The organism is Pseudomonas sp. NCIMB 10586 (assembly GCF_023127895.1).
Classification (GTDB): Bacteria; Pseudomonadota; Gammaproteobacteria; order Pseudomonadales; family Pseudomonadaceae; genus Aquipseudomonas; species Aquipseudomonas synxantha_A.
Genome location: NZ_SPKQ01000037.1, coordinates 200,205 through 226,725 on the forward strand (window position 1 = coordinate 200,205; position 26,521 = coordinate 226,725).

Below are 26,521 nucleotides of genomic sequence, written 5' to 3' on the forward strand. Positions count from 1 at the left end.
CAGGCAATAAAAAACCCCGACTGGTTCGGGGTTTTTTTATGCCAGGTGCGAATGTTGCCGCCTAGGCCTTGGCCGGTGCGAGCTTCTTGCAGTTTTCCTTGCGTGTCGGGTACTGCTCGCACTTGCGCAACACCGTTTGCACCTGCTGCGCATTCTGCAGCTGCTGGTTGGCCAGCAGCTTTTCGGTGATGAACAGCTCCTCCGAGCCCAGATTACGTTCGGCCTTGTCGATCATCGCCAGTGCCGCTTGCCCATCACCCCGCTTGAGGTGGTAGCTGATCATCAAGTCATAGGTAGAAGGGCCAGCCAGGGACCAGTCCTTGATCGTCTGCAACTCTTTCAGCGCTTCGCTGTTTTTGCCCTGGGCCAGGCGCACGGTATAGGCCGTGCGCCGAATGCTCGGCTGGTCCTTGACCGGTGACGCCAGGGCCTTGCGGATAAACCCTTCAGCATCCGGCACTTTGTTTTTCTCCAGGGCATCGATGGCGAAGTACGCGTCTTTATAACCCTGTAAGGCCTTCGCCACTTGCGGCGTAGTCTTCATCTTCGACCAGCTTTGTGGGTTGACCCGAGCGCGGCGTTCCTGGCGATATTCGCGTTGCAAGTACTGGCGCAGCTCGGTGTCACGGTCCATCGCCGACATGTGCGAGCGGTTGAAGTATTGCGTGGTTGCGGTGATGCCGGTGGTCAAGCCGTCCTTGACCAGCACGTCCAGCTCTTTGGTGAACTGGTTGAGATTGAACTGCTGCAGCGAATCCTGCATGGCATTCTTGCGCGCCGTGAGGAAGCCCGTGAGCAAGGGTTTTTGCTTGCCTTGAAAGTCATTGAGGCGCTCCAGACTATGGGTGGCGGCACGCGGGGCGTAACCGGCGCGGATCATCAAGTCAGTGCCCAGCAAGTCGGCCTGGTCTTCCTGGCTGCGGCCCCAGGCGGTGCTCCATACCTGATCGGAAAAGGTATTGGCCAGTGCGGTGTACAGCACGGTGTTACCGATGGTCTTTTGCGTGCCGGCCGGGTCTTTACTGAACAGCTTCATCGTCCCGGAGCTGCGGTCGACGCCCGTATCGGCAGCCATGGTGGCCAAGGCGACCGTGGAGGCGACGGTGGTGAACATGTCTTTCTGCTGCTGGAAGGCAGCCATGCGGTCATGGTGATGCAGCAACACGTGGCTCATTTCATGGCCAAGCATCGCCGCGATTTCGTCTTCGCTGGCGACGTTGTCCAGCATACCCAGCGGCACGAACAGGTTGCCGTAAGGGTCTGCCGATGGCCCGAAACCATAACTGTCGGTGATCTTCACCTGCAGCGGCGGCAACTCCCCCGGCCAGCCCTTGGACAAGCGCGTGACAATGCCCTGCAAGTAGGCTTGCAGCATCGGGATATCCACCAGGTTCTGCTGACGCGCTTCGGCAGCCGGCACCGCCCGCCCGTCGTAGCTCAGGCGCTGTTGGCTCTGGCGCTGTGGGTCGAGCTTGTAATACTGGCGTACGTCAGTGTTGTCCACGTAGTGGCCCTGAACCCGGGATTGGGTCGAAGGCCCCACCAGGTTCAGGAACGCCTGGTCCGCGCCCTTCAAGGTGGCGCAACCGCTGAGCACCGAACTGGCCAATAGGCTGGCCGCGACTAGATATCCCTTCACCGCACCGCTCCTTTTATTGATTGCAACCGGCACCAAAACCAATGGTGGAGTTATTGCGGCTGTCTTTGGCCTGGCTTTTGGTCAGGCCCTGGCAGGGCAGGTCGACGACGTTCAGCGGCGGCTCGATGCGCAGGTCCATGGTGTCCAGCCAGACCTTCTGGCCCGCCAGCTCGACCTGCACCAGGTCCAGCGCCTGGTTGTACTGCAACACCGGCAGGGGCTGGGTGGGCGCATCCTTTTTCGCCAGCTCACGTTGTTGCTTGCCTTGCTCGTCCAGTACGGTCACCGGGTCGGCCAGAAACGCTTTGATACTGTGAGTTTCCGCCCAGGCACCCTGGGTGAAGAGGGCGGTGAGCAAAACGATGAGACTTCTGTTCATCCTTGAATTCCTTGAGTCAAATGACAAAACGGCACACTCAGCGGTCGCGGTCGAAGAAGGCTTCGATTCGCTCGCTGAACAACACCAACGACAGCAAAACAATGCCCAGCACGTTGACCGGGGTGATGTCATTGAGGCTCAGCAACACACTGACCGCCGCCAACATCGACATCACCAACAGCCACGAGGGGCACGGCGAAGTAAAAAACCAGATTTCCTGGCGCCGCCACCGGCTCCAGGTGCGCTGGCCCGCAAGGCGACGTGCGTGCAGCGCCTTGAGCACGGCAATCAACGCCAACAGCCCGAGCTCGAGCAGGTCCAGCCAATTGAAGGGCAAGCGGGGAAAGTCGGCCGGTTCATGGTCGTAGTCCATGCCAGAATTGATCAGGTTATCCAGGGCCATGGCGTGCAAGTACACGCCGGGGAGTTGGCCATGTACCGGCGACTCAACCAGATCCCCCGTGGACGCGATATTGGCGCCCACCAGCACCAGGCGGTCGCGCAGCAACTCTGCGATCAGTGCCTGATCGTCGGGGTCGCTGACCTCCAGGTCACTGGCCGACAATGTCAGCGTATAAGGGCACCGTGCCTGGGCCGAGTCATCAAGCTTCCAGAACACGGCCTGAAAGAACTGCGCCACCCCATCCAGCAAGAAATGCCGCGCCGCTGCGCAGTGGCGGATATCAGCAATACGCGCCTGTTCCGCCGCCAGCTTCAGCCCCCATTGCACCGCGATGGGCTGGCGCTGCACAGCGGTCTGCGCATCCACCGGCGGCGGCTTGCAGCCATGCGTGGCACAGAACACCCGGTACAGCGCCAAGGCGGGGGTTTCCATCAGCCCGGCCTGGGTGTGCTTGGCCAGTGGATACTTGTCATCCACCCCTTCCCACACCACCAAGGCTGGGCGGCTGACCTGCATAAAAGGCGCCAGCGTGTTGGCCTGGCCCGCCTCCGCACGCGTCAACCCGGTATTGGCCAACCACAGCGGGATGCCCTGGCGTTGATAACGCTCAAACACATTCGCCAGCAACTGACTGCCCCGCGCCGGGTCGCCCAACGAGTGGTCATGGCTGTACAGCAAATCCACAAACACCGCCGCAGGCTTGTACGCCAGCAAACGCTTGAACAACTTGCTCTGCTCGCCATAGGGCATGGGCCATGAGCTGTCATTGCGCATCAGGTAGGCATCATCAATCAACACCACCGCCACCCGCTGCTGCCCAAGGCTCGGGTAGTGGCTGGCGAACATACGATTGAGCCACTGCGCCGACGCCTTGTCGCTGGAACTGGCCAGGCCGAAAGGATCAAGAATCGCCAGCAACACGATGATGACCGCCAGCCAATAGCGGCGGTATTTGAACAGCGGGGGGTTGGACAACATCCATGTCTCGATAAAAGCGCAAGCAAGGCGGGGTTTTTAAAGGAGTGGGGAGGGGGTGTCAATCGAATAAGTGGCTAAGTGCCATATTGCCTTTGGCTCGTCTTTCGCAAAAAGCCCCGACCTATTCAGGCCAGGGCTTTCCTCTGTGGGAGCCGGGCTTGCCCGCGATGACGTCAGCCCGCGAGCCACACGACTTCTTTATTGCTCAATATTCCCAAGCGACTCCAACACCTTCACCACATCATCAATCACCGCCTTGCTCATCTCCTGCAAAAAATGCGACGCCCAGGCGTAACGGTCCGTGTCCTTCGTCATCGCCGCATCTTCTGCGAGCAGCTTGGCGAGGTGGAGCAGGTCAGAAACGTGATGCAAGGCTTCATGCAGGGAAACACCGCTGTTGACGCGGAACAGAGGTTGGTCGGAGTGAAAGGAAAAGGGGGTGACGCCGAGGGTGGTTAACGCGGACGGATTTGGAGCGGTCATTGGTAGAACTCCCGTATCGAGTGAGAGCTACCACGTTCGTTCTCAGGCGAATGGGTGGCAGCTATGCGCAGGCTGAGAAACCGGAGATACAGGAACCCGGCAGACCCGAAGGTCTCCCACGCACAGCCGCCATTGCACGAATTGTGAGGCGAAAAAAAACGCCTGCAAATCGGGTTTTTGGTGCGCTTGGTGCGCCTGCATCTTGCCGGGTTCTCAGGCCCGGTCGCTGAATTGGCAGCGACAGGAGGGAGGGTAGCGTGGTGGGGCGTGGGGAGCAATCGGGAAAATGGATTGGTTGTGTGCCCTCTGTGTTGAGAGATGAGATTGAAGGGCCGGTTATGAATTTTATAGATTAGGCATTCCGCTTAGGCGCACCGATAGAAAACGTTTCTACACAGCCTCGGCCAGAAGCTGATCCTTAAAGAGTCGCAGAGTAGCGGCGCCTATCTCTTGGGATAAGTCCGAGCGGTCAACGAGTGGGGCCCAAGCAACTAGCTGCCTTTCCTGATGAGCCGAAAGCAAACGCTGAAACGGAATCGGGAGCATAGCATCGCAGATTAGGTAGTGGCTTTTGTGCGGGTTTATGAAGCGCTTACTGATGGTTAAGCGCTCGGCAACGGTCTCGGGAGATATATTTTATATGCTATTCATTAAGCACTATCGTTTGATAAGCCGCTTGACTGCTATGATGGTTTGCCAAATAAGAATACCGAACATTATGTAAAATATTAGACTAATAAATTCCATGTCTGTGCGTAGGAATTGTTTGAATGGTAGAAAGCCAGATGCAAAGCCGTTAAATAAGCTTGAGATGAAACGGATAATGTCATTCGCAGGAGGATAAATTTTGTACAGGATGTTATTTTCTTGGCCTAGGCTCAATAAACTGAAGGTGATAGAAAGAATAATAATGCACGAAGTTGCACGTAGATAGCTTTGGCCAAAATCTGACGTGAGCCCGTTTATTTTGTAGATTAAGCTGTCCCAAAAATTTGTGCTTAACTCTTTTTGAAATTTCTTCATTTCTAAAGCGAAGTATTTGTTTGCTTCTATATGAGAGCCATGAGCATCCAGTGCATGCTTTATTATTCTGAATGTCTCCCTGTTTGTGTGTTCGAAGGAGACTTGGGTGTTGTGAAAGTTTGGCGGCTCAATTGTATTTATTTTTTCTATATTTAATCCCGTTACAAAAACAGCATTTCGAAAGCTTGAGTGCTCAAGAAATGTTACATAGCTGAAGTCTGCGACTATTCGCGAGGCTCGCGCTAGTTTTGTTGCCTTTTTTTCTTCAAGCGGCGTTTGACCAAAGATACAGTTTTCAAATCCTGCAAATGTGCTGAAGATACTTTTGTTTATTTTGAAACGTAGAAATAGACTTCCATGGAAGTCGGCAACTTTTTCGAAGTTGCAGTTGTTAATTATCAATGCTCCGATACGGTTCCGTTTGAATTCAAATTTCCCTTTGAATATGCATGAGCGAAAAACTGCTGCGTCCATTAAATTTTTAATGTTGAGATATGTGCCAGATTGAAAAATGCAGTTTGTTGCAGTAATGCTGTGAAGTGTTGTGGGGTACCGTTGGTCTGGGTCAAATAAATAACCCTCAAGTTCTACATTTCTTAATTTTAAATTTTTTGAGAACGTGCATTTTGAAAATAGAGGGTGTTGAATTATAGTTCTTTCTTTCTCGTCATCAATCCCGCAATGCAGATCTCCATCGAATATGCAGTTTTGATAAATGCAGTCATCATAGCTATGGTCTTTGCGTAGTCTTACATTGAGAACCTCGTGCGTGGCACTAAATCGACATTCGAAAAATGAGATTCTGGGCGACCGTAAATCTATTTTTTTTAGGTAAAATTGGCATTGGGTGAAGCGTATGCTACCGAAGTGTTCTAGGATTTTTATTATTTCCTCACCCTCCCAGTCTCCGGGAAAACCTACGTGATTGATGTGAAGTTCTTTGGTTTTTAAAATACCAAATACCTCCGCTGTCGATTTTAAACGACCGTTCCTGTCGAGCCTGACAGGGCTTGGTAAGTTACTGAAGGACGTGTTGATCAGAAGAACGAGCAGATCTCTGAACTCTGTAAAAAAATAGAAATTTTCGTCTTTGTCCCCTGACAAAATCCTATCGGGGTCTAAATAGCGTTCCATAGCTCACCTACCAGCCTCAGTAGCTGGTTTTCGTCGACCTGGCAAAAGGCCAGTCGTTAATGTTTGCAAAGATGCCGATGCTCATCCACTAAATCAAGTAGTGGGTTAGGGGGGCTCGATGAGCGGGATGATTTCAAGGTGAACTGCCGTTCATTTTCCGTGTGAATACGGTGTGCTTGTGCCTCTGGCGAATACGACCATTTTCAAGACTCTATTTGCTTCCGCTTGGCAATCGACACCCGCAGACAAACGCCTGCCACCCATCACTGTGCGCATTGACCATGCCGAAGGAAAAAGGTGACGAAAAAGGTGACAGATTTATTTTGAGTGCTCCCTAACTCCCCTCTATCAACGCCCGCTCCTCCAACCAAATCTCCTGAACAAACTGATCCGTAATCGCGTAAATCCCATGCCCGCGCCGCATGATGATGTTCTCCGCCACTAGTGCAATCACTACCGGTTGAATCTCTTCAACCCGCACCTCGCGGCCGACCATTTTTGAATACTCAGCGGCTGCATCAATAGAGAATATCCCGCGGGCATCCCCTTCGGTTGCGGCGATTTTGTTGAAAATCGCCTGAGCGAGGCTGCCCAGTTGCTCGACTTTTTCAAGCTCAATATTCGCTGCCGCCGAGCGTAATGTGCTTGCAATCACGGGGAGGAAAAGGTCGGGATCACCCTCCTGCTGCAAGAGTTGGCGCAGGGCCTTTAGCATTTCCTCAGGTCTATTCCCCAAGGTGTTGAATGCCTCAATGGCAACTTTGAGAGAGGGGAGCTTTTCTTTCTTTACCGTCATCGCAAGACGATTGAGCAGAAACTCGACGTAATCACCTTTTAGCAGCGGATACGCAGCTGACGTGGCGCCGGAAAATGCCTGATTGCGTTTGGCGGTTAGCTCACTTACTTGCGCCCTATGAGAGCCAGTACCAATAAAGAGGAAATATCCTGGCGTATCAGGGCGTGGATTGATCGCATCACGTGCAGCCTTGAGTGCCAGTAGCAGCTGATTCCCGTCATCAGAGGAAATGGCGTGTTGCACTTCGTCGATGATCAGCACTAGATCGGTCTTCGCCTGGTCGACCACCTCTGTCAGTGCTTGAGCCAATGTCGGGCCGTCTGGGTTACCGACGCTGTCGAGCTTGAAACCGAATTTGAATCCCGCTGCACCGAAGTCAACGTTGCTGACGCGCTTGAGCATCTCCAGTGCCGACGAGCCTGGGGTTTGTAGTTCTTTCAAGGTTTTGTAGATGGCGTTGTGTACGAGCGTTGCCGGGTTGGCCAGCGTGTCACTCCAGAGGTCGACGTAGATCACCAGGGCGCCTGCTGCTTCCAAGGCTGGGATCAGGTCATTTCTCAGAAAAGTCGTTTTACCCGTGCGGCGCAGGCCAGACAGAAAAAGGCCTGAGCGCAAGCCTTCATCAAGCACGCCTGGGTTCAGAAGCTGGTTCGCCATCGATTCAGCCAATTCAGGGCGCTGAAATATGCTGCTCATGCAATTATCCCTTTTTATGGATACGCCATAATTATTGCCAGTTCATAATTTAGCATAAAGCTCAAAAAATGAACTTCTGGTACAGCACATCGCAATTTCAGAGGCTTTGAAAGGGTGGCGTCAGAGGTGAGGAATATAGATCCCCAGAAACAACAAAGCCCCCACATTTCTGTGGAGGCTTCGTTTTGTATGGTGCCGGCACCAGGAGTCGAACCCGGGACCTACTGATTACAAGTCAGTTGCTCTACCAACTGAGCTATACCGGCGTGTTAGGGCGACGATTATAGCGATTGGAAAGCTTCTGTAAACCCCTGAATTCTGACTATTTTTGCAAAAACCAAGGTTTCTTGCGATTAGCGTGTTTTCCACACGGCGTGGCAGCATAAAAAGCCGTCACTTCGGCGTCAGGCCAGGTACCCCGCGTACCTGAGCGATCCGACGTCCAACGAGCTTCTCCACCCGCTGAAACCGCCAAAAACCACCCTGCAAAGTCCGCTTTATATATTTAACGTCTGATGCTTATGCACAATCGGTTGGTAACAGCTGTCACGAAACAGCCATTTTGTGCAGCCGTTCTCAACACGCTGCAACTGCCTGTTTTGTGTGCGTTTTATTTTGTGAACAAAAAATGACCAGCCTCGCTTTTGGCGTTCAGCGCCCATTGCTACAGCTTCTGCAAAGATTCCATCAACAGAGTTATCCACAGGGCGCGTGTTGGAAATTTTGCACCTTATTCGCGCTGGGCCAGCACCATCAGGTTGCGTGGGGTGAGCGTTGGTTCGCAGAAGGTGCCGACCTCGACGTTGTAGCCCTTTTCGCTCAAAAAAAGTGCGCGGTCCAGCACCAGCCACATTTCCAGTGGGCGCCGAAACAAACCCCTTACCAATTCCAGGTTTCGCACTTCGGCCAGGCGCTGCCAGCCGTGAGCTTCGAGCGCCGGCCAGTCTTGTTCATCTGTGGATAAATTCTTGAGGTTTGCCAGCTCGCGGCAGTAGTCGGCGAAGGATTTATCCAGCCAACTGGCAGGCAGGGAGGGCGTCGGCAGGTAGTCGTTGGAGCCGCGCAGTTGTCGCTGTAGTCGATCAAAGCCAAGGCGCCGCGCCATGGAGGTGTCTCGTTGCTGGCGCACGCGGTTGCCGGCGGTGACGGTTTCGCTCAGGGGTAATCCCAGATCATCAATCGACAGGGTTAGCAGGGATGCGCGCCCGGCGCCGGACAGTGCCTGGTAGCGCTCGGCATTGATGCGGTTGTAGCAGCAGGGCGCCAGGGCCAATTGTTTGCAGCCAGCGGCGCTGGCCAGTTGCAGCAGGCGCACGTGCAGGTCGCCGCAGGCGTGCAGGGCCACAGGTGTGTGTTCGGGGTCGATCGCTACATCGGCCATCACGTCTTGCAGGCAATGGGCAGCGGGCAAGCCGTGGTGATCGCTCAGGGCTTGGCCGGACGCAATCAGGGCCGGGTCATATTCCAGGCAGGTCAACCGTTGGCCGGGTTGCAGCAGGCGACGGCCAAGATGGCCTTTGCCGGCGCACCAGTCCAGCCAGTGGGCAGGCGTCTGGGCAAAAGTCAGTGCGGCGCCGAAGGCTTCGATCTGTTGCCACTTGCGCCCGGGCACGTCCACATTCATACGGTGGCGAGCGGGGTCCAGTGAGTGGGCGGGTAACTTACCCACAGCACTCAGGCGCAGCGCTTGAGCGGCCAGCTGTGGAAACGGCGCAGGCGCAGGCAGGTTGTGGGGGTGGTTGTGACTGGCTTCAGCTTCGGCCAGCGAACGCCGACGCAGCCACTGGGATAACTCGGGATGCTCGGTTTCCCAGGGCAGCTGCAACTGAGTAAAGGGCCGTGGTCGCCACAGCCCTTGGTACTCGATCAGGAATGCATCCAGTGCCTGGAAGCGTGCCTCAACGTCCTTGGCACGCATCGACGCGCAGCCACTTTTCCAGCAGTTTGAAACCGCGCACCAGCACGTAGGCCATCAGCAGGTAGAACAAGCCCGCGGCGAAGAAAATCTCTACCGGCAGGTAAGTGCGGGCAATGATGGTGCGGGCCATGCCGGTCAGTTCCAGCAGGGTCACGGTACTGGCCAGGGCACTGGCCTTGAGCATCAGGATCACTTCGTTGCTGTAGGCCGGCAGGCCGATGCGTGAGGCGCGGGGCAGGATGATGTAGAACAGCGTTTTCGGTTTGGACATGCCCAATGCCCGCGCTGCTTCGATCTCGCCCGGCGGAATGGCCTGGATTGCACCGCGCAGGATCTCGGCGATATAGGCGGCGGTGTGCAAGGTCATGGTGGCCGTGGCGCACCAGAACGGATCGCGCAGGTACGGCCACATGAAGCTGTTGCGCACGGCATCGAACTGCGCCAGGCCGTAATACACCAGGAACAACTGCACCAGCAACGGCGTGCCACGGAAGAAGAAGATGTAGCCATAGGGCAGGGCGCTCACGTACCAGCGGCGCGAAGAGCGCGCGATACCCAGTGGAATCGCCAGCAGCAGGCCAGCGATCACGGCGATTGCCACCAGCTCCAGGGTCAGGGTTGCACCCTGGGCCAACTTCGGCAGCCACTTGATGATCACGGCCCAGTTCAGGCCCAGGTCAAAGTGCGATAGCCAGCTGTAGTCGCCGCTCATTGGGTGCTCCTTGCAAAGCCGCGGGCGGCGCGTTTTTCCAGGAAGTGCATGCTGGTCATCGCCAGTACGGTCAGGCCCAGGTACATGAACGCCGCGACCATGAAGAAGGTGAATGGCTGTTTGGTCACTGTCACGCCGATTTGCGCGTGGCGCATGATTTCTTCAAGGCCGATCACCGACACCAGTGCGGTGTCTTTCATCAGGATCATGAACAAATTGCCCAGGCCCGGCAGGGCGATACGCCACATCTGCGGCATGATCAACCGGGTGAAAATCCGAAATTTCGACAGCCCCAATGCCACACCGGCTTCGCGGTGGCCCTTGGGAATGGCGAGGATCGCGCCGCGAAACACTTCGGTGGCGTAGGCGCCGAAGCACAGGCCCAGGGCGATGACGCCGGCGGCGAAGGCACTCAGCGACAGGTCGGGGTTGCCAAAAAACTCACCCAGGGCGCGCATCAGGTTGACGGTGCCGAAGTAAATCAGCAGCACCCACAGTAATTCGGGAATACCGCGAACGATGGTCGAATACGCACCGCCCAGCCATTGCAGCGGCTTGTACGGCGAAGTCTTGGCCAAGGCGCCGGCAAGGCCGAGCACCAGCCCCAGGCACAGGGCCGTGAGCGCCAGTTTGACGGTCATCAGCGCGCCGGCGGCGAGGGCCGGGCCGAATCCGTAGAGATCGAAATTCATGGTGTTTTCATATCGCGGCAGGCATTGCTAAAAGCCGACGCGCTCCCAGGAGCGCGCCGGGCAGGTCGTTCAGATCATTCGATGCTGAACGGGAAGTACTTGTCGTTGATCTTTTTGTAGGTGCCGTCTGCCTTGATCTCTGCCAGGGCTTTGTTCAGGCGCTCGCGCAATGGGTCGCCTTTGCGCACGGCGATACCGATCTTGTCGCTTTCTACCACCGGGTCGCCTTTGAATTCATAGGCCGAACCGTCTTTGCTCTTGAGCCATTCGTACTGCACGTATTTGTCAGCCAGGATGCCGTCGAGGCGACCGGAGGTCAGGTCGAGGTAGGCGTTTTCCTGGGTGTCGTAGAGCTTGGCTTCGGTGTCCGGCAGCTTGTCTTCCAGGTAGGTACCGGCCAGCGTTGCGCGCTGTGCACCGATCACCTTGCCCTTCAGGTAAGCGGCGTCAGTCTTGAAGTCTGCCGTGGCTTTTGGCGCAATGAACTGCAGCTTGTTCGAGTAGTACGGGTCGGTGAAGTCAACCGCTTGCTTGCGCTCATCGGTGATCGACAGCGAAGACACCAGGAAGTCGAACTTCTTGGCGTTCAAGGCCGGGATGATGCCGTCCCAGTCGGACACATACACTTCGCACTTCTCGACTTTCATCTTGGCGCACAGGGCGTCGCCGATGTCCTTGTCGAAGCCCACTACGTTGCCGCTGGCGTCTTTATTGTTGAACGGCGGGTAAGCCGCTTCGATCCCCATTTTCAAGGTTTCTGCCATGGCCGTGGCGCTGAACGCCATCGAGACGGCCGCGGCCAGAAGGAATTTCTTATAGGTCTGCATGCATGTTGCTCCGTTAGCGGTTGCTGGACATGAATTGTTTGCAGCGCGCCGAAAGCGGGTTTTCAAACACCTGCTGTGGCGATCCTTGCTCTTCGACCAGGCCCTGGTGCAAAAACACCACTTCGCTGGATACCTGGCGGGCGAAGCCCATTTCGTGGGTGACCAGCAGCATGGTGCGGCCTTCTTCGGCCAGTGCGCGGATCACATTAAGTACTTCCTGAACCATTTCCGGGTCAAGCGCCGACGTGGGTTCATCGAACAGGATGACCTTGGGTTGCATCGCCAGGGTGCGCGCAATCGCCGCCCGTTGTTGCTGGCCGCCGGAGAGTTGTGCAGGGTAGGCGTGACGCTTGTCGGCAATACCGACCTTGGCCAGCAAGGCCTCGGCCACTTCTATTGCTTCAGCCTTGCTTTGGCCGAGCACGCGACGAGGGGCCTCGATGATGTTGTCGAGGATGCTCATGTGCGGCCACAGGTTAAAGTTTTGAAACACAAAACCAATTTCGCTGCGCAGGCGGTTGATCTGCTTGCCGTCGGCGGCCATCAGCTCGCCGTTTTTTGCGGCTTTGAGCTTGAGCTCTTCGCCGGCTACCAGGATCTGGCCCTGATGCGGGTTTTCCAGCAGGTTGATGCAACGCAGGAAGGTGGACTTGCCGGAACCGGAGGAACCCAGGATCGAGATCACATCGCCGTCGCGAGCGGTCAGCGAGATACCCTTGAGTACCTCAAGCTCACCATAGCGTTTGTGCAAGTTGCGGATTTCAAGCGCGGGCGTGGCCTGGGCCATGTGCGGTCCTCATTGTGTTCGTTGCGATCTTCGCTGTTGGGCCGCCTTCCTGGCGAGGCGCCAAGCTAGCATAGCGTTTGGATGACAGCCAACAGCGCTGCGGACGGTTAACTGGTGGTCTGCGGCAGTGTGTCGCATCGGCGCAGTAGCGTGTCGCGCCATCAACAACCTACAGACGTTTGAACCCGAAAGATCCACAGGCTTCGCGTAAAAAGGGCGCGATGGTGCCAGCTTTGGCCGGGTGTTGGAAGGGTTAACCGGGCAAACGGTCCATATCAGCCCGTTTATGGGGCGTCACGTACTTTTAGTGTGTGTTTTTGGTGCGCTTGATTGGCTTGAAGGTGAGTCGCACGGTAACGCTATAGCGGAATGCCATGATTCTCAAAGACTTGCGAGCGCCGATGAATTGTCCTACAGCCCGCGTCAATGGCGGCTCTGTTACATTTTGGCGCAAATCTTGCGTAAAAAATAAAGAACGCCCTGTTGGATTCTTTTCACGAGAAAGGCTGCAGGCCGGGCGAACCCGTTTTCGCAATTCCTCGCAAAGGTGTGTCAATGAGTAGTACTCAAAGCTCCAATGACCTCGAACAGGGGCTCAAGCCGCGGCATGTCACCATGCTGTCGATTGCCGGCGTAATCGGCGCAGGTTTGTTTGTCGGCTCTGGCCATGCGATTGCTGCCGCCGGCCCCGCCGTGCTGCTGGCCTATGCGGCCGCCGGTACGTTGGTGGTGCTGGTGATGCGGATGCTGGCCGAGATGGCTGTTGCGTCACCCGATACCGGTTCGTTCTCTACCTATGCCGACCGCGCAATCGGTCACTGGGCTGGGTTTACCATTGGTTGGTTGTACTGGTGGTTCTGGGTGCTGGTGATTCCGTTGGAAGCCAACGCGGCGGCGACTATCCTGCACGCCTGGTTCCCCGACGTGGCGATTTGGGTGTTTACCCTGGTCATTACGTTGTTGCTGACTGCAACCAACCTGTTCAGCGTGAAGAACTACGGTGAGTTCGAGTTCTGGTTTGCGTTGATTAAAGTCGTGGCCATCGTCGGCTTTGTAATCCTCGGCCTGGCCGCGATTTTCGGCTTTTTGCCCACCAGCCAGGTCAGCGGTGTTTCGCACCTGTTCGATACCCAGGGCTTTATGCCTAATGGGATGGGCGCGGTTCTGGCAGCGATCCTGACCACCATGTTCTCGTTCATGGGCACTGAGATCGTGACCATCGCTGCAGCGGAATCCAAGAACCCCGGCCAGCAAATCACCAAGGCCACCAACTCGGTCATCTGGCGGATTGGTTTGTTCTACCTGCTGTCGATCTTCATTGTCGTGTCGCTGGTGCCTTGGAACGATCCGGCCCTGGCCGCCGTAGGTTCCTACCAGACGGTACTTGAGCGCATGGGCATCCCGAATGCCAAACTGATCGTCGACCTGGTGGTACTGGTGGCTGTTACCAGTTGCCTCAACTCGGCGCTCTACACCGCCTCGCGTATGTTGTTCTCCCTCGGGCGTCGCGGTGATGCACCAGCGGTGGCCAAGCGCACCAACAAAAGTGGTACACCTTATTGGGCGGTGTTGCTGTCCACCGGTGCGGCGTTCCTGGCGGTATTTGCCAACTACGTGGCCCCGGCGGCCGTGTTCGAATTCCTGCTGGCCAGCTCCGGCGCCATTGCGTTGCTGGTGTACCTGGTGATTGCCGTGTCGCAACTGCGCATGCGTCAAAAGCGTGCGGCGGCGGGCGAGAAGATCGTGTTCAAGATGTGGCTGTTTCCTGGCCTGACGTACGCCGTGATGGTGTTTATCGTCGGTACGTTGACCATCATGCTGTTCCAGGAAGCGCACCGGGTCGAGATCATCGCGACGGGAGTGTTGAGCTTGCTGGTGGTGCTGGCTGGGTTGTTCGTGGCGAGCCGCCGCAAGGCCCAGAAGGTAGGCGCAGCAGTGCTCAACTGACGGAATGTGACGCAAATGTGGGAGGGGGCTTGCCCCCGATGCAGTGTGTCAGTCACTGAGATGTCGACTGAGACTCTGCCATCGGGAGCAAGCCCCCTCCCACATTTTGATGCGCGTCAGTCTGCTGAGGTTGTCAGCGACTGAGATGCTGAGCTTGCAGGTGGTATTGGTAGTGGCGAGCTGCGGCAAGGCCTAGAAATCAGGCGCAGCAGTGCTCAACTGACGGAATGTGGTGCAAATGTGGGAGGGAGCAAGCCCCCTCCCACATTTTGATATGTGTCAGTCTGTTGAGGCTGTCAGCGCCTGGGATGCTGCTACATAGTCCGCCTGGAACTGCGGCGATTCGATCCACGCCAACGCAGCGGCCTCGTCATCGCTGTCAGTGGCCCACTGCCGATATTCAATCAGCGCCGCCAGGATAAAGTCGGTCGCTTCCTCTTCGCCTTCCTGCTCCAGCACCAGCGCCAACAGCGGGTGTGCGAGGAATACCGCGCACAGTGCCTGCTGGCTGATCTCGCCTGCGGTGCGCATCTCGACGAACAGTTCGGTCAAGTCCACCGATTCAAGATCGATGCGGCTGTCGTCGCCGGCGAACGCATCCGGCTTGGCCGCGACGGCGCGCTGGGTGCGGTTTTGCTTGGCCTTGGTCTTTGCCCGCTGGGCGCGTTTTTGCTGCTTGTTCGGCGAAGCCATGGGCTCAACATCCTTGGGTTCTGGATCGGGGTGGAGTATTGAAGCGCAGGTTGGGGCAAATCCCAAGGAAATCCGGGCGGGTTTGGTCGTTCATCGCGCTCGACCACCAGGCCATAGATCAATAGGCTATGCCTTTGTCATCTGCCAGAGCGTCTTCATGACCCGCGATGCCCTTGAGCATAACCAGATCCCCTTCTATTTTGTCGCCATCCTGCTGGCCGCTGCCTGTGGTGTGTTCGCGCCTCTAGTGGCTCACGGCTTGAGCGTATTGATCACGCCCGCCATCGCGGTATTGATGTACGCGATGTTCCTGCAGATTCCTTTCCTCGATCTGCGCCAGGGTTTGGGCAATATTCGCTTTGTCTCGGCGTTGTTGCTGGCCAACTTTGTTCTGGTGCCATTGCTGGTGTGGGCGCTGACCCGTGGCCTGCTGGGGCATCCCGGGCTGTTGGTGGGGGCCTTGCTGGTGTTGTTGACGCCCTGTATTGATTACGTGGTGGTGTTCACCCACATCGGCAAGGGCGATTCGCGGTTGATGCTGGCGGCCACACCGTTGCTGTTGCTGTTGCAGTTGGCACTGCTGCCGGTGTACCTGGGTTTTATGCTGGGCGCACACTCGGGTGTGGTGGTTGAGATCGGCCCATTTATCGAGGCATTCCTGTTGTTGATCGTGGTGCCGTTGCTGCTGGCTGTGCTGACGGCCTACCTGGCGCGACGATCAAGGCTGGTCGACAAATGGAGCAGTGCGTGGGCTTGGTTGCCGGTGCCGGCGATGGCCCTGGTGTTGTTCGTGGTGATTGGGTCGCAAATCACATCGGTCATGCGCGACTTCGACCTGTTGCTGCCAGTGCTTGCGATCTACCTGGGCTTCGTACTGCTGGCGCCGTTGATGGGGATCCTGGCTGCGCGACTGTTTGCGCTGCCTGCGCCAAGCGCACGGGCGGTGACGTTCAGTGCTTCGACGCGCAACTCGCTGGTGGTATTGCCATTGGCGCTGGCCTTGCCGGAGGACATGCGCGGGTTGGCTGCCGCGGCGGTGATCCTGCAAACCCTGGTCGAGTTGGTGGCCGAGTTGGTCTACGTTCGCCTGATCCCGGCAGTGGTGTGGCCCGCAAGTCGATAAAAGCGTGAATGTTCAGGTTTGTTCAGGCGCTATTCAGGGCAGTGCTCGGCACCATACGCCAGCGCTTCCCACCTGACAGGTCACCCGATGGATCATCGCAACCGTTTTCGCCTGGAGTCCTTGGGCCTCTTTCTGATCGCCCTGTTGTTGTTCACGTTGGGGATCTGGGATCAGCAGCCTCAGGGCTTTGATGGGCGCTGGGCGCTGTTCATGCAGGAAATGTTTCGCCACGGCGCAAGTTTTTTCCCCACTACTTACGGTCAGCCTTACGCGGACTACCCAGGCACCGCGACCTTCTTCAGTTTTGTATTCGCTCGCTGGTTTGATGCGCCGAACCATCTGGCGAATGTGCTGCCCACCGCGCTTGCATCGGCCGGTGTGATCGCACTGATGTACCGCCTGCTGGCGCCGTTCAGTCGCCCATGGGCATTTTTGACGGTGCTGCTGACGCTGCTCACCACCCAGTTGCTCGAAAAATCGCGCTCGGTCTGCCTGGACCAGATGATCGCGCTGCTGTGTGTCGGCAGTTTCTATCTGCTGCACAGTGGCGAGCGCCTGGGGTCGCGGCTGCGGCAATTGGCGGTGTTCCCGTTGTTCGTCCTGGCCTTTGCCATTCGTGGCCCCCTGGGGTTGATTGAGGTCTGTGGGGTGGTGTGCGTGTATTGGGCGCTGGGCAGGCCGGGCGAACGCGTCCGGCAAGTCCTGATCCACGGCGTTATCGGCCTGGTGCTGCTAGCAGTGTGCTGGTGGCTGCTGATGAAGCTTGCGCGATTGAGTGGCGGTGATGCCTTTGCTGATGAAGTGTTCAGGATGCAGGTCGGCGGGCGCCTGGATGAGTCCGGTGAGCCGTTCTATTTCTATTTCCAGCTGAGTTTGTACCGTTACTTCCCGGTGGTGCCGCTGGCGTTAGCCACTCTGGTCGCGCTGCGCCATCGCTGGCCGGAGCGCTGGGTCGACGGGCAGGTGCAACTGCTAGTGCGCCTCGGGGCGTGTGGCTTGATGATTCTGCTCGGGTTGTCGGTGCCGCACTTCAAGCGCGCTTATTACATCTTGCCGATGGTGCCGATGTTTGCGGCTGTCGCGGCCTATGGGCTGCTCCAGGCGCAAGGCTGGCTGTTGGGCGTGCGCCGTTGTTACGAAGGGCTTGTCGCAGCGTTACCGGCGTTGTGCGTGGTTGTGTTGTTTGTGTGTCGGAACGCCTGGCACAAGCAGGGCTATTGGCCGGATATTTCCCTGCCGCTGATGATTGGTGTGTTGGTGGTGTTGCAACTCGCGGCGTTGATTGCCTGGCGCCGGCCGTTGCGTCTGGTATGGCTCAGCGTGATCGCACTGGCGGCGCAATGGTTGTTGCTGGTAGCGGTGATAGAACCGGCCAAGGACCTGCAATTCGACACCCGACGGTTTGTCAGCCAGGTGGAGGCGCTGCGGGAATCACAGCCGGGCCCTTTGGTATTTGTCGACCTGGCCCGAGACACCTGGGCGGTGCGCTACATGATGAATCTGGATCACGATGAGCAGCCACTGTTTGTCGGGCGTCACCAGCTTGAGAAACTGAGTGAGCTGCCCCGGCCATCCTGGGTGATTGTGCCGCGCAAGGAGACTGCGCTGTTGAAGGGCTCGCCGGTGGAGCAATTGGCGCCAAGCTTTGCGGGGCGGCTGAATGACAATCCGTTGATGGTGTTTTTGCTGAAGTGAGGGGGCAACTTGGCGGGCCTCCTCATGGATAAGGTTTGTCCAGCTGCTCAGGGATAAAGCCTTCTTCGCGCAGGGATTTGATAACCCCTCTGATCAAATAATTATTTGAGAACCCGATTGTGTACTGCCGAGCGCCTGGACTGATGGGAAGCAGCATCCCTTGGTCGACCAGTTTTTTTATTTGATAGGTTCTTTGGGCGGCGGACAGTGTCGGTAGAGCGTCAGCGATATCGCCCGACTTGACCACCTTCAGTTGGATCGCCGTGCTCAGAATTTTCTCTTCAAGAGGCGTTATCCATGCGCGGTCTTTCGCCAATGCAATGGTGGGGGCAAGAATGTGCCTGGTCAGGTAGCGGTAGTCCGTCAGCCTGCTGACTTTCTCTAATTCATCTCTAATGCCTGCCAGCACATACGTACACCAAGCCTCAAGGCCTTCCTTGGTGCCTGTGTCAGCGGTGGAAAGCATCGAGTAATACTTTTCGCGGTCGATACAGAAGACTGCCGTCGGATTCAGGACTCGGCCGCCAGCGCTCACGTTGAAGCCGTACTTCATCAACATTGCGTACGTCAGAAGGCGCACGACGCGGCCATTGCCGTTGCCAAATGGGTGGATCCAGCCAAACCGGTGGTGGGCCAGCGCGACTTTCATCAGATCGTACTTGGGGGCATCCTGCTTATTCACAAAGGCGACGAGTTCTTGCATGTAGCCTGGCACCATCACCGCCTCGGGCGGGAGGTGATCGGACTGGGCAATGCTGACCCCGGACTCGCGGTAAGCACCTGGCGTACGATCACCTTCGCGTTGCAGTCCCTGGACGGTGATTGAGTGAAGCTCTCGAATCGCAAACTCCGTGAGATCAGCGCCGGTCTGCATGATGCTTTCGACGTAGTCCATGGCCTTTTCGATATTCGCAATTTCCCGCAACGGATCTGAAGCCTCGGCTGCCCCTTCGACTTTGCTTTCGATGTAGTCGGCCAGTGTCGTGTGGTTGCCCTCGATACGTGCAGAGCCCAGGCTTTCCAGCGTATGAAACAGGGCTTTCAACTGGAAAAAAACAGCAGGCGGTGTATCGCCACCCAGTTGCAGGCGGCGCAGGTGTTCCAGCTCGCTCAGAACATCAACCAGGCCCGAGTCGAACGAGGGGTTCAATAGCTCCAGATCGTGATGAGCAAACTCGGGCATATGGAAAGTATCTCCAATTGATATTTTGATTATCTCGAAAGCAGGCTGATTTGATGCCCGTAGGGAAGGCGTTAGGGGCCTGATGAGGCCCTACACTATCTCAAAAAAACAGTTCGGATAAGTGAAAAACATCCCCAATGAAACTAGGTCCGGTTGACTTTGGTCAGGGTGCCCAAGCTGTATCCGGACGGGAGCAAGCTATTTGCAGCGATACCCCTCAGGCATCGTCACCGTGTAATTGCGCTGCACGCGGTCCTGGAAGTTCAGGTTCTGCAGGCCCTGCTGTACCAGGAAGGCTTCGACCTTCGCCGCCTGGCAATCGTCGTTATAGGACGATACTCGAAGCACATACACCGCGCGCCTGCTCGCCTCGTCCCGAGCGGTAGCCCGGAAGGTGGTGAGGGTGGTGTAGCCGGTGCGTTCCGATGTGCCTACCGGGCCATAGGAGGTGTTCGGGGTGCTGGTGCAGGTCAGTTGATCGGTCTTTTTCTTGTTCTTCTTGCACTGTGTGGTGGTGCTGTTTGCTACCTGGCCATACTCGGTAGCGGTGTAGCGGTAAGTGACCTGCTTGCTTTCGACATCAAGGGTGATGGTCATTTTGATCGGTGCATGGTTCTTGGGCAGCGTGGTGTCGGTAAAGACATTGCGAAAGCCCTGGTCCTTCATGGCGCTGACCATGTCGCGCAGGTAGTACCGGGCATTGAGTGCGTTTTCGTCGCTGCCCCCGACAGACGTCACCAGTACGGTTGCCTGGCGATCGAAGTGATAGTCCGGATCGGGTGTCGCGTTGATCGCTACGTCCATTTGCGTGGCGCATCCACTGAGTAGTGCAGTCAGCAGTAATAGCGAGCAGAGCAAGAGGCGTGTCATGAAAGAAACCTTACAGCTGTGAATGGGGTAAAGGGTGGACGATTGAAGCCAGTGAAAAACAAGCCTCAATCGCTCTGGGGCTTAGCTTAGCCTGCGCAGGATGGGGTCACGCAAAACACAAAGGGTGCGCGCACCTCGACTTCACCATCCTTGAGAACTGACGCAGGCGGAGCAGGCATTGGCGATGCTGCTGGAAGAGATGCCTGCACGGCAGCAACAAAAAGCTCAGAGCCTGAGTGACTGATCACGCGCTGACGCAACAAGTTGCCGTGGGCATCGATGATGAATTCAATATTGACCTGGCCTTCCAGCCCCTGCGCCTGAGCGTTTGCCGGGTAAAATTTGAACAGTTGTATATGGCTTATCAACTGTTGTTCCCATAGCTGCTGTTCTGCCAGTTGCTCTGGGGAAGGGGTTCTTGCGCAGGCGCCAAGCAGCAGGGCAAGTGCGATCCAGCAATACTTCATACATATTTCCTTGAGCATTTTTTGCGTCCGTACTATCTGGCGCCACAGAGTATTCAAATCCAGGCGCTTGGAAGGCTCACTCCCTCGACGGCTCTCTCGATGGGCCTGATCGGTGCCGGTATCGTGATTGCCTTTATTCAAGGCGCTCCTGCTCGGCATCCGGGTCCAAGGTGATCCAGAGCACATTAAATCGCAGGCAATAAAAAACCCCAAGGAACACATTGTTCCTTGGGGTTTCTCGGTATTTTGGTGCCCAGAGACGGAATCGAACCGCCGACACGGGGATTTTCAATCCCCTGCTCTACCGACTGAGCTATCTGGGCAACGGGGCGCATTAAACGGGTTTTTCAGGGGGTCGTCAAGCAAGTTTTCAAAAAATATTTAATTATTACCGTCGCTTACGTGCCGACCCCGGTTTTTGATCAATTATTGAGCAGGTGGCACGTAACCTTCGGCTTGGGCGTATTCCTCGCCGGAAAAGAACTTATCCATTTCGCCGGCCAGGTATTTGCGGTCTTCGGCGTTCATCATGTTCAGGCGTTTTTCGTTGATCAGCAGGGTCTGGTGTTTCAACCAGTCACCCCAGGCTTTGGCGGAGACGTGGTCGTAGATGTCCTGGCCCTTGGCACCTGGGTACGGAGGGCGTTCCAGGGCTGGCAGTTCTTCTTTGTACTTGCGGCAGATAACGGTGCGGGTCATGACGAAACTCCTGCGTTCAATGCTTGCGCCGCGCGCTTCAGCAGTTTTTTCACCGGGGCGGCAAGGCCCAGGCGCGGCGGGGTGGCGAGGTTATACCAAAGCCAGTCGGCCTCGGCCACGTGATGGGCGGATTCCTCGACCTGGACCAGCCAGGGTTCGATAGCCAGCTGGAAGTGGCTGAAGGTGTGGATCAGCCCCGGCAGTTCCTGATGCTTGCCCAGTGCGAGGGCGTGCTGGTTGGCCAGGTGGTCGAGGTCGCTCAGGTCATCCAGCTCGGGCAAGCTCCACAAACCGCCCCACAGGCCCGTGGAAGGGCGACGGTAAAGCAGGATCGCGCCCTCGGCGTTCGCCAGCATGGGCATCAGCGTGCGCTTTTGCGGGATGGTCTTGCGCGGTTTGGGGATCGGATAACGCGTCTCCAGGCCGAGCATGTGGGCTTCGCAGCCTTTTTCCAGCGGGCACAGCAGACAGCTGGGTTTGCTGCGGGTGCAAAGGGTGGCACCCATGTCCATCATCGCCTGGGTGTAGGCGTTGACGCGCTCAAAGGGTGTGAAGCGCTCTGCGGTGGCCCACAGTTGTTTGGCCACCTTTGGCTCGCCCGGGTAGCCCTCCTGCGCGGTAAAGCGTGCCAGCACGCGCTTGACGTTGCCGTCGAGGATCGGCGCGCGCAGGCCCATGCTCAGGCTGGCTATCGCACCGGCAGTCGATAGGCCGATGCCCGGCAGTTCGGTGAGCTTTTCGACGTCGCGGGGGAATTCGCCGCCGTATTCGGCCACCACGATCCTGGCGGTCTTTTGCAGGTTGCGCGCCCGGGTGTAGTAGCCCAGGCCGGTCCACAGGTGCAGCACTTCGTCTTCCGGTGCGGCGGCCAGGGCTTCGACCGTCGGCAGGGATGCCATGAACCGGTCGAAGTAATTGAGCACAGTGCTCACCTGGGTCTGTTGCAGCATGATCTCCGACACCCACACCCGGTACGGGGTGATGCCCTGTTGCCAGGGCAGGTCATGACGGCCGTGGCGGTCGTACCAATCGAGTACCGCCGCTGAAAACTGCTCGTCTCTCATCGGTTGAACAGACCTTTCAAGGCGTCCTTGATTTTTGGATTGACCTTGTCGAGCTTCTCTTCCAATTTCTCGTTCAGGCGATTGCCGGCAGCCTTGAGGGCGACCTGGCCCAGGCCGTCCTTGTCCAGACGGCAGGCCTTGGCGCCAAGCTCCAGCGGGCCACGGCAGCGCAGCGGCACTTCAATGCCCTGGAAGTTGGCGCCGACCTGGCAGGCCGGGTCCGGCACCTCGCGCTTGTCGCCTTCGACAATGATGCCGACGCGGTAGTCCATGCCCAGCACGCGCAAGTCGACATCGCCGTTGCCATTGACCGTCAGCCCTGGGATACGCACTTTCAGGTCAGGGTTGCTGGCCACGCCGTTACGCAACGTCAGGTTGCCGCGCAGTTCCTGGAAGGGGGTGTCCTTGCCCGGTGGCGTGCTGGCCAGGGTCTTGCGGTTGAGCAGGGCGATACCGGTGCAGACCTGTTGCTCGATATTGGCGTTGAGCAACACACCGTTATTGATCACAAAGCTGGCGGTGCCGTTGAGGCTGTCGATCAGTGCCTTCTGGCTGTTGCCACGCCCGGTCAGGTTGCTGTCCAGGGTGACCTGGCCTTTGACCGGCGGGTTTTTCCCTTGGGCCTGCAGGATTTTCTCAACCGGTACTTGCTTGATATGGGTTTGCATGGCCAGAAGCGGGAGATCCTGGCGCACATCGAGCGTGCCATTGGCCTGGAAGGTACCGTTGTAGAGACCACCGCTCAGGGTGTCGAGCTTGAGCTGGCCGTCGATGCCGGAGGCTTTCAGCGCCGCGTTCTGGATCGGCAGCTGGCTCAGGGTCAATTGTCCGAACGCAAGGTCGGCGTCGATATCCAGGCTGCGCAGGCGGGTCAGCGGCAGCAGCTTGTCGGTGCTCCAGGCGCCTTTGGTCGGGGCGTCCGGCAGTGGCGTGTTGCCGCCGGCTGCCATCGCACCGGCCTCGCTGTTCTGCACTTCGGCCTGGCGAGCGGCGGTTGCGCCTTTGGCGGCTTCTGATTTGGCCGGCAAGTAGTTGTCGGCATTGAAGGTATCGGCCTTGAGCTGTACGCGCAGCGACTGCTTGGCGAAATCATCGACAGCGACACGGCCGCTGAAGGTGCTTTCGTCGAGTTTCAGGTTCAGATTTTCCAGGGCGACGCTGGTGGGCGTGCCCTTGAGGCGACTCACCAGCTCGACCTTGCTCAGGCTGCCAGGGGCCATGGCCGGCAGCGGGTGGCCGACGCTCTCAAGGAACTTGGCCAGATCGAACTGGGCCACAGACAAAGCACCACTGACCTGCGGGGTCTTGTCCAGGTCGTTGACCTTCAGTTCGCCCAAGGCGCGCAACTGGTTGGCCGACAGTTTCAGGTTGGTCCATTCGGCGACGTTGGCCGCCAGATCCACCAACAATTGGCCCTGGGTGGAGAAACTCACGGTCTTGCCTTGCAGCGGCTCGCCGGTGGCTTCGCCGCTCAGGCGCATGTCTTCGAACTGGTAGCGCTTGAGGGCACGCTGGATGCGCAAGTTGCCGTTCAGCTCGGTCTTGACGCGCATCAGTGGCTGGTTGCTGCCCAGGAACGCGGTGAGTTTGAGCGGAATGCTGGCGCCCTCGTGGATGGCCCCGGCGCTCAACTGGATGCTCTCGGCACTCAATTGCTTGCCGGTCTGTTCATCGGTGTATTCCACGCGAGCGTTGTTGATGGTCAGGCTGTCGATGTCCAGGCGGATCGGCTGCGGGGGTTTTTCCGGTTTGGTTTCAGCCACCGGTTCGACGGGGGCCGGCGCAGGGGTATCCGTGGTTTCGTCGGGCAGGTTCTTGCCGATGTCTTCCCAGTTGCCATGGCCTTGCTTGTCGCGGTTCAGGCGCAGGTTCAGGCCCTCCACACGCACATCGCTCATCTGCACTTCGCGGCGCAGCAGCGGCAGTACGCGTACCGACAGGCCGAGCATCTGCAAATCGGCGAAAGGTTGAGTCGGTGCAGTCAGGGTCGCGACGCTGGCCTCGTGCAACTCCAGGCCCAGCCAGGGGAACAGGCTCCAGCCGATATCGCCATTGAGCGTCAGCTCGATGTGGGCCTTGTCGCGGGCTATCTGGCGAATTTCTTCTTTGTAGTCGTTGGGATCGAAGAGGTGGGTCAGGGCAAAGCCGAGCGCCACAATGATCAGCAACAGCCCGAGAAGTACCAGACCCAGGATTTTGCCGAACGCTTTCATGGGCGAGTCCTTGTATGTCGATTTCAAAATTTAGCCGAAGAGTATAACGCCCGACGGCCTGCGTCAGTTCACGGATCGTTACATTGTATCCAGGGGCTCGGAAATGGGATTTTGACGTCAGAAAAGTACAGATAATCCAAAAAAGGTAGTGGCAGTTTGATTTTTCTGTCATCCACTGATGCTAATCTCTGCACGTTCGTCCGCCTTCTGCGACGTATCGTCGCGCTTTAAATGGAGCTTCACTCAAAAAAACGGCCACGCTTTGCGTGCAAGGCCGAGGAGGAGAGCGCCTGACGGACGCATACCAATAACTGGGGGAAACACCAATGAGCACTAGCACTGTGGCCGGCACCGCCGCCGCACAGCCTGCGTTCCTGTCCAAGGAGCGCATCATCGCCAAGCCGGGGTTCAACCGCTGGCTGGTTCCACCGGCCGCCCTGGCCATCCACCTGTGCATCGGCATGGCCTACGGCTTCTCGGTGTTTTGGCTGCCGTTGTCCAAAGCGCTGGGTATCACCGCACCGGTCGCCTGCGCGCCAGACATGAGCTTCATCGCCCAGGTCTTCTCGTCCCAATGCGACTGGCCCATCTCCATGCTGGGCTGGATCTACACCCTGTTCTTCATCTTCCTGGGCTGCTCGGCCGCGATCTGGGGCGGCTGGCTCGAACATGCCGGGCCACGCAAGGCCGGTGTGGTCTCGGCGTTGTGCTGGTGCGGTGGCCTGCTGATCTCGGCGCTGGGCATCTATACCCACCAGATCTGGCTGATGTGGATCGGCTCCGGTGTCATTGGCGGTATCGGCCTGGGCCTGGGCTATATCTCGCCCGTTTCGACCTTGATCAAGTGGTTCCCGGACAAGCGCGGCATGGCTACCGGCATGGCGATCATGGGCTTTGGCGGCGGCGCGATGGTGGGTGCGCCCCTGGCTGCGGCACTGATGGGCCATTTCTCTTCGCCGACCAGCGTAGGTGTATGGCAGAGCTTTGTGGTCATGGCGGCGATTTACTTCGTGTTCATGATCGGTGGCGCACTGCTGTATCGCGTTCCGCCGACCGGCTGGAAGCCTGAGGGCTGGACCGCGCCGGCGAAAAAAGCCAGCAACGCGATGATCACTCACCGTCACGTGCATGTGAATGTCGCGTGGAAAACCCCGCAATTCCGCCTGGTATGGCTGGTGCTGTGCCTGAACGTATCGGCCGGTATCGGCATCCTCGGCATGGCCTCGCCACTGTTGCAGGAAGTGTTCGGCGGCAAGTTGCTGGGTGTTGATGTGCCATTTGGCCAGCTGGATGCCGGTCAGCTTGCCTCCATTGCAGCCATTGCCGCTGGTTTTACCGGCCTGTTGAGCCTGTTCAACATCGGTGGCCGGTTCTTCTGGGCGTCGTTCTCCGACTACCTGGGACGTAAGAATACCTACTTTGTGTTCTTCGCCCTGGGCTTTGCCCTGTACGCGCTGATCCCGAACCTGGGGCATCTGGGCAACGTGGCGCTGTTCGTGGCGGCGTTCTGCATCATCCTGTCGATGTACGGCGGTGGTTTTGCGACGGTTCCGGCTTACCTGGCCGACTTGTTCGGTACCCAGATGGTCGGTGCTATTCACGGTCGCCTGTTGACCGCCTGGGCTGCTGCGGGCGTGTTGGGGCCGGTACTGGTGAACTACCTGCGTGAATATCAGCTGAGCATCGGCGTTGAACGCGCCGCGGCGTATGACATCACCTTGTACATCCTTGCCGGTCTGCTGGTGCTGGGTTTCATCTGCAACCTGCTGGTACGCCCGGTGGCCGACAAGTACTTCATGACCGATGCCGAACTGGCCGCCGAACAGGCGCTCGGGCATGACAAGGGTGCCGATGCGTCCACCGTGCTGGAGTGGAAGGCCTCCGCCGCCAGCAAGCCGTTGGCGATCGCCGCCTGGCTGGTGGTGGGTATTCCGTTGGCGTGGGGTGTGTGGGTGACCCTGCAGAAGACCGCGGTACTGTTCCACTAACACTGCAAAACCCTTGTGGGAGGGGGCTTGCTCCCGATGGCGGCGCATCAGTCAGTGCATTGTTGACTGATCTACCGCTATCGGGAGCAAGCCCCCTCCCACATTGGTTATG

The 26,521-nt window shown here is 57.6% G+C and carries 22 protein-coding genes and 2 tRNA genes; 4 read left to right on the forward strand and 20 right to left on the reverse strand.

Annotated elements, in window-relative coordinates; all coding sequences use genetic code 11:
* Positions 1-61: 61 nt before the first annotated feature.
* From E4P01_RS14150 to E4P01_RS14205, 12 genes are all read right to left on the reverse strand, one after another.
* Positions 62-1,639 (reverse strand): M48 family metallopeptidase, encoded by a 1,578-nt coding sequence (locus E4P01_RS14150; protein WP_216090604.1) that lies wholly within the window; start codon positions 1,637-1,639, stop codon positions 62-64.
* Between the two features lie 13 nt (positions 1,640-1,652).
* Positions 1,653-2,018: a hypothetical protein gene (locus tag E4P01_RS14155; protein WP_216090605.1), complete on the reverse strand. Its 366-nt coding sequence runs from the start codon at positions 2,016-2,018 to the stop codon at positions 1,653-1,655.
* A 37-nt stretch (positions 2,019-2,055) separates the two neighbouring features.
* A complete protein-coding gene (locus tag E4P01_RS14160) occupies positions 2,056-3,399 on the reverse strand; it encodes a CHASE2 domain-containing protein (RefSeq protein ID WP_216090606.1) in 1,344 nt (447 codons plus the stop codon).
* 198 nt (positions 3,400-3,597) lie between these two features.
* Complete coding sequence (locus tag E4P01_RS14165) at positions 3,598-3,882, reverse strand: DUF3077 domain-containing protein (RefSeq protein ID WP_216090607.1); 285 nt, start codon at positions 3,880-3,882, stop codon at positions 3,598-3,600.
* 657 nt (positions 3,883-4,539) lie between these two features.
* Positions 4,540-6,039: a hypothetical protein gene (locus tag E4P01_RS14170; protein WP_148853106.1), complete on the reverse strand. Its 1,500-nt coding sequence runs from the start codon at positions 6,037-6,039 to the stop codon at positions 4,540-4,542.
* A gap of 334 nt (positions 6,040-6,373) precedes the next feature.
* Positions 6,374-7,531, reverse strand: coding sequence for an AAA family ATPase (locus tag E4P01_RS14175; RefSeq protein ID WP_216090608.1), 1,158 nt, complete (start codon positions 7,529-7,531; stop codon positions 6,374-6,376).
* A gap of 190 nt (positions 7,532-7,721) precedes the next feature.
* Positions 7,722-7,797 (reverse strand) — tRNA-Thr (locus tag E4P01_RS14180).
* Between the two features lie 464 nt (positions 7,798-8,261).
* Positions 8,262-9,449: a methyltransferase gene (locus E4P01_RS14185; protein ID WP_216090609.1), complete on the reverse strand. Its 1,188-nt coding sequence runs from the start codon at positions 9,447-9,449 to the stop codon at positions 8,262-8,264.
* A complete protein-coding gene (locus E4P01_RS14190; RefSeq protein WP_032803763.1) occupies positions 9,430-10,119 on the reverse strand; it encodes an ABC transporter permease in 690 nt (229 codons plus the stop codon). Before E4P01_RS14190 ends, E4P01_RS14185 begins: the two co-directional genes overlap by 20 nt.
* A gap of 38 nt (positions 10,120-10,157) precedes the next feature.
* On the reverse strand, positions 10,158-10,853 hold the full coding sequence (locus E4P01_RS14195) for an ABC transporter permease (protein WP_005783890.1): 696 nt from the start codon (positions 10,851-10,853) through the stop codon (positions 10,158-10,160).
* 74 nt (positions 10,854-10,927) lie between these two features.
* Positions 10,928-11,680, reverse strand: a complete 753-nt coding sequence (locus E4P01_RS14200; RefSeq protein ID WP_005783892.1) for an ABC transporter substrate-binding protein — start codon at positions 11,678-11,680, stop codon at positions 10,928-10,930.
* 13 nt (positions 11,681-11,693) lie between these two features.
* Positions 11,694-12,467 carry an ABC transporter ATP-binding protein gene (locus E4P01_RS14205; protein ID WP_003187760.1) on the reverse strand — a complete coding sequence of 258 codons (774 nt, stop codon included), beginning with the start codon at positions 12,465-12,467 and terminating at the stop codon, positions 11,694-11,696.
* Positions 12,468-13,022: 555 nt separating this feature from the next.
* Between E4P01_RS14205 and gabP the strand changes: the two genes are divergently transcribed.
* Positions 13,023-14,414: a GABA permease gene (gene gabP, locus E4P01_RS14210; RefSeq protein WP_216090610.1), complete on the forward strand. Its 1,392-nt coding sequence runs from the start codon at positions 13,023-13,025 to the stop codon at positions 14,412-14,414.
* A 279-nt stretch (positions 14,415-14,693) separates the two neighbouring features.
* Here the strand turns inward: gabP and E4P01_RS14215 are convergent, their stop codons facing one another.
* Positions 14,694-15,107: a hypothetical protein gene (locus E4P01_RS14215; protein ID WP_005783897.1), complete on the reverse strand. Its 414-nt coding sequence runs from the start codon at positions 15,105-15,107 to the stop codon at positions 14,694-14,696.
* A 157-nt stretch (positions 15,108-15,264) separates the two neighbouring features.
* On the opposite strand from E4P01_RS14215, the gene E4P01_RS14220 reads away from it, so the two are divergent.
* Positions 15,265-16,230: an arsenic resistance protein gene (locus E4P01_RS14220; RefSeq protein ID WP_216090611.1), complete on the forward strand. Its 966-nt coding sequence runs from the start codon at positions 15,265-15,267 to the stop codon at positions 16,228-16,230.
* 87 nt (positions 16,231-16,317) lie between these two features.
* A complete protein-coding gene (locus E4P01_RS14225) occupies positions 16,318-17,925 on the forward strand; it encodes a hypothetical protein (protein WP_216090612.1) in 1,608 nt (535 codons plus the stop codon).
* A 22-nt stretch (positions 17,926-17,947) separates the two neighbouring features.
* Here E4P01_RS14225 and E4P01_RS14230 read toward each other — a convergent pair whose 3' ends face one another.
* The 7 genes from E4P01_RS14230 to E4P01_RS14260 form a co-directional block, all read right to left on the reverse strand.
* Positions 17,948-19,108: a Fic family protein gene (locus tag E4P01_RS14230; protein WP_032878370.1), complete on the reverse strand. Its 1,161-nt coding sequence runs from the start codon at positions 19,106-19,108 to the stop codon at positions 17,948-17,950.
* Between the two features lie 198 nt (positions 19,109-19,306).
* The gene (locus E4P01_RS14235) at positions 19,307-19,978 is read right to left on the reverse strand and encodes a hypothetical protein (RefSeq protein WP_005783902.1); all 672 of its coding nucleotides are present in this window, start codon (positions 19,976-19,978) and stop codon (positions 19,307-19,309) included.
* Between the two features lie 86 nt (positions 19,979-20,064).
* Positions 20,065-20,586 (reverse strand): TonB family protein, encoded by a 522-nt coding sequence (locus E4P01_RS14240; protein WP_248130075.1) that lies wholly within the window; start codon positions 20,584-20,586, stop codon positions 20,065-20,067.
* A 106-nt stretch (positions 20,587-20,692) separates the two neighbouring features.
* A tRNA-Phe gene (locus tag E4P01_RS14245) sits at positions 20,693-20,768 on the reverse strand.
* Positions 20,769-20,871: 103 nt separating this feature from the next.
* Complete coding sequence (locus E4P01_RS14250; protein ID WP_005783905.1) at positions 20,872-21,144, reverse strand: oxidative damage protection protein; 273 nt, start codon at positions 21,142-21,144, stop codon at positions 20,872-20,874.
* On the reverse strand, positions 21,141-22,208 hold the full coding sequence (gene mutY, locus E4P01_RS14255) for an A/G-specific adenine glycosylase (RefSeq protein ID WP_216090613.1): 1,068 nt from the start codon (positions 22,206-22,208) through the stop codon (positions 21,141-21,143). Before mutY ends, E4P01_RS14250 begins: the two co-directional genes overlap by 4 nt.
* Entirely contained in the window at positions 22,205-24,421 is a 2,217-nt protein-coding gene (locus E4P01_RS14260; RefSeq protein ID WP_216090614.1) for an AsmA family protein, read from the reverse strand. The genes mutY and E4P01_RS14260 overlap by 4 nt, the downstream gene beginning before the upstream one ends.
* Before the next feature lie 326 nt (positions 24,422-24,747).
* Here E4P01_RS14260 and E4P01_RS14265 point away from each other — a divergent pair, with 326 nt between their 5' ends.
* Positions 24,748-26,409 carry an OFA family MFS transporter gene (locus tag E4P01_RS14265; RefSeq protein WP_005783912.1) on the forward strand — a complete coding sequence of 554 codons (1,662 nt, stop codon included), beginning with the start codon at positions 24,748-24,750 and terminating at the stop codon, positions 26,407-26,409.
* Positions 26,410-26,521: the final 112 nt, after the last annotated feature.

What these genes read in the sequence shown, in the direction of transcription:
- mutY (WP_216090613.1), bottom strand. Translation starts at nt 22,208, where the DNA reads ATGAGAGACGAGCAGTTTTCAGCGGCGGTACTCGATTGGTACGACCGC.
- E4P01_RS14205 (WP_003187760.1), bottom strand. Translation starts at nt 12,467, where the DNA reads ATGGCCCAGGCCACGCCCGCGCTTGAAATCCGCAACTTGCACAAACGC.
- E4P01_RS14215 (WP_005783897.1), bottom strand. Translation starts at nt 15,107, where the DNA reads ATGGCTTCGCCGAACAAGCAGCAAAAACGCGCCCAGCGGGCAAAGACC.
- E4P01_RS14230 (WP_032878370.1), bottom strand. Translation starts at nt 19,108, where the DNA reads ATGCCCGAGTTTGCTCATCACGATCTGGAGCTATTGAACCCCTCGTTC.
- gabP (WP_216090610.1), top strand. Translation starts at nt 13,023, where the DNA reads ATGAGTAGTACTCAAAGCTCCAATGACCTCGAACAGGGGCTCAAGCCG.
- E4P01_RS14265 (WP_005783912.1), top strand. Translation starts at nt 24,748, where the DNA reads ATGAGCACTAGCACTGTGGCCGGCACCGCCGCCGCACAGCCTGCGTTC.
- E4P01_RS14165 (WP_216090607.1), bottom strand. Translation starts at nt 3,882, where the DNA reads ATGACCGCTCCAAATCCGTCCGCGTTAACCACCCTCGGCGTCACCCCC.
- E4P01_RS14250 (WP_005783905.1), bottom strand. Translation starts at nt 21,144, where the DNA reads ATGACCCGCACCGTTATCTGCCGCAAGTACAAAGAAGAACTGCCAGCC.
- E4P01_RS14160 (WP_216090606.1), bottom strand. Translation starts at nt 3,399, where the DNA reads ATGTTGTCCAACCCCCCGCTGTTCAAATACCGCCGCTATTGGCTGGCG.
- E4P01_RS14200 (WP_005783892.1), bottom strand. Translation starts at nt 11,680, where the DNA reads ATGCAGACCTATAAGAAATTCCTTCTGGCCGCGGCCGTCTCGATGGCG.
- E4P01_RS14170 (WP_148853106.1), bottom strand. Translation starts at nt 6,039, where the DNA reads ATGGAACGCTATTTAGACCCCGATAGGATTTTGTCAGGGGACAAAGAC.
- E4P01_RS14195 (WP_005783890.1), bottom strand. Translation starts at nt 10,853, where the DNA reads ATGAATTTCGATCTCTACGGATTCGGCCCGGCCCTCGCCGCCGGCGCG.
- E4P01_RS14175 (WP_216090608.1), bottom strand. Translation starts at nt 7,531, where the DNA reads ATGAGCAGCATATTTCAGCGCCCTGAATTGGCTGAATCGATGGCGAAC.
- E4P01_RS14185 (WP_216090609.1), bottom strand. Translation starts at nt 9,449, where the DNA reads ATGCGTGCCAAGGACGTTGAGGCACGCTTCCAGGCACTGGATGCATTC.
- E4P01_RS14235 (WP_005783902.1), bottom strand. Translation starts at nt 19,978, where the DNA reads ATGACACGCCTCTTGCTCTGCTCGCTATTACTGCTGACTGCACTACTC.
- E4P01_RS14220 (WP_216090611.1), top strand. Translation starts at nt 15,265, where the DNA reads ATGACCCGCGATGCCCTTGAGCATAACCAGATCCCCTTCTATTTTGTC.
- E4P01_RS14260 (WP_216090614.1), bottom strand. Translation starts at nt 24,421, where the DNA reads ATGAAAGCGTTCGGCAAAATCCTGGGTCTGGTACTTCTCGGGCTGTTG.
- E4P01_RS14225 (WP_216090612.1), top strand. Translation starts at nt 16,318, where the DNA reads ATGGATCATCGCAACCGTTTTCGCCTGGAGTCCTTGGGCCTCTTTCTG.
- E4P01_RS14155 (WP_216090605.1), bottom strand. Translation starts at nt 2,018, where the DNA reads ATGAACAGAAGTCTCATCGTTTTGCTCACCGCCCTCTTCACCCAGGGT.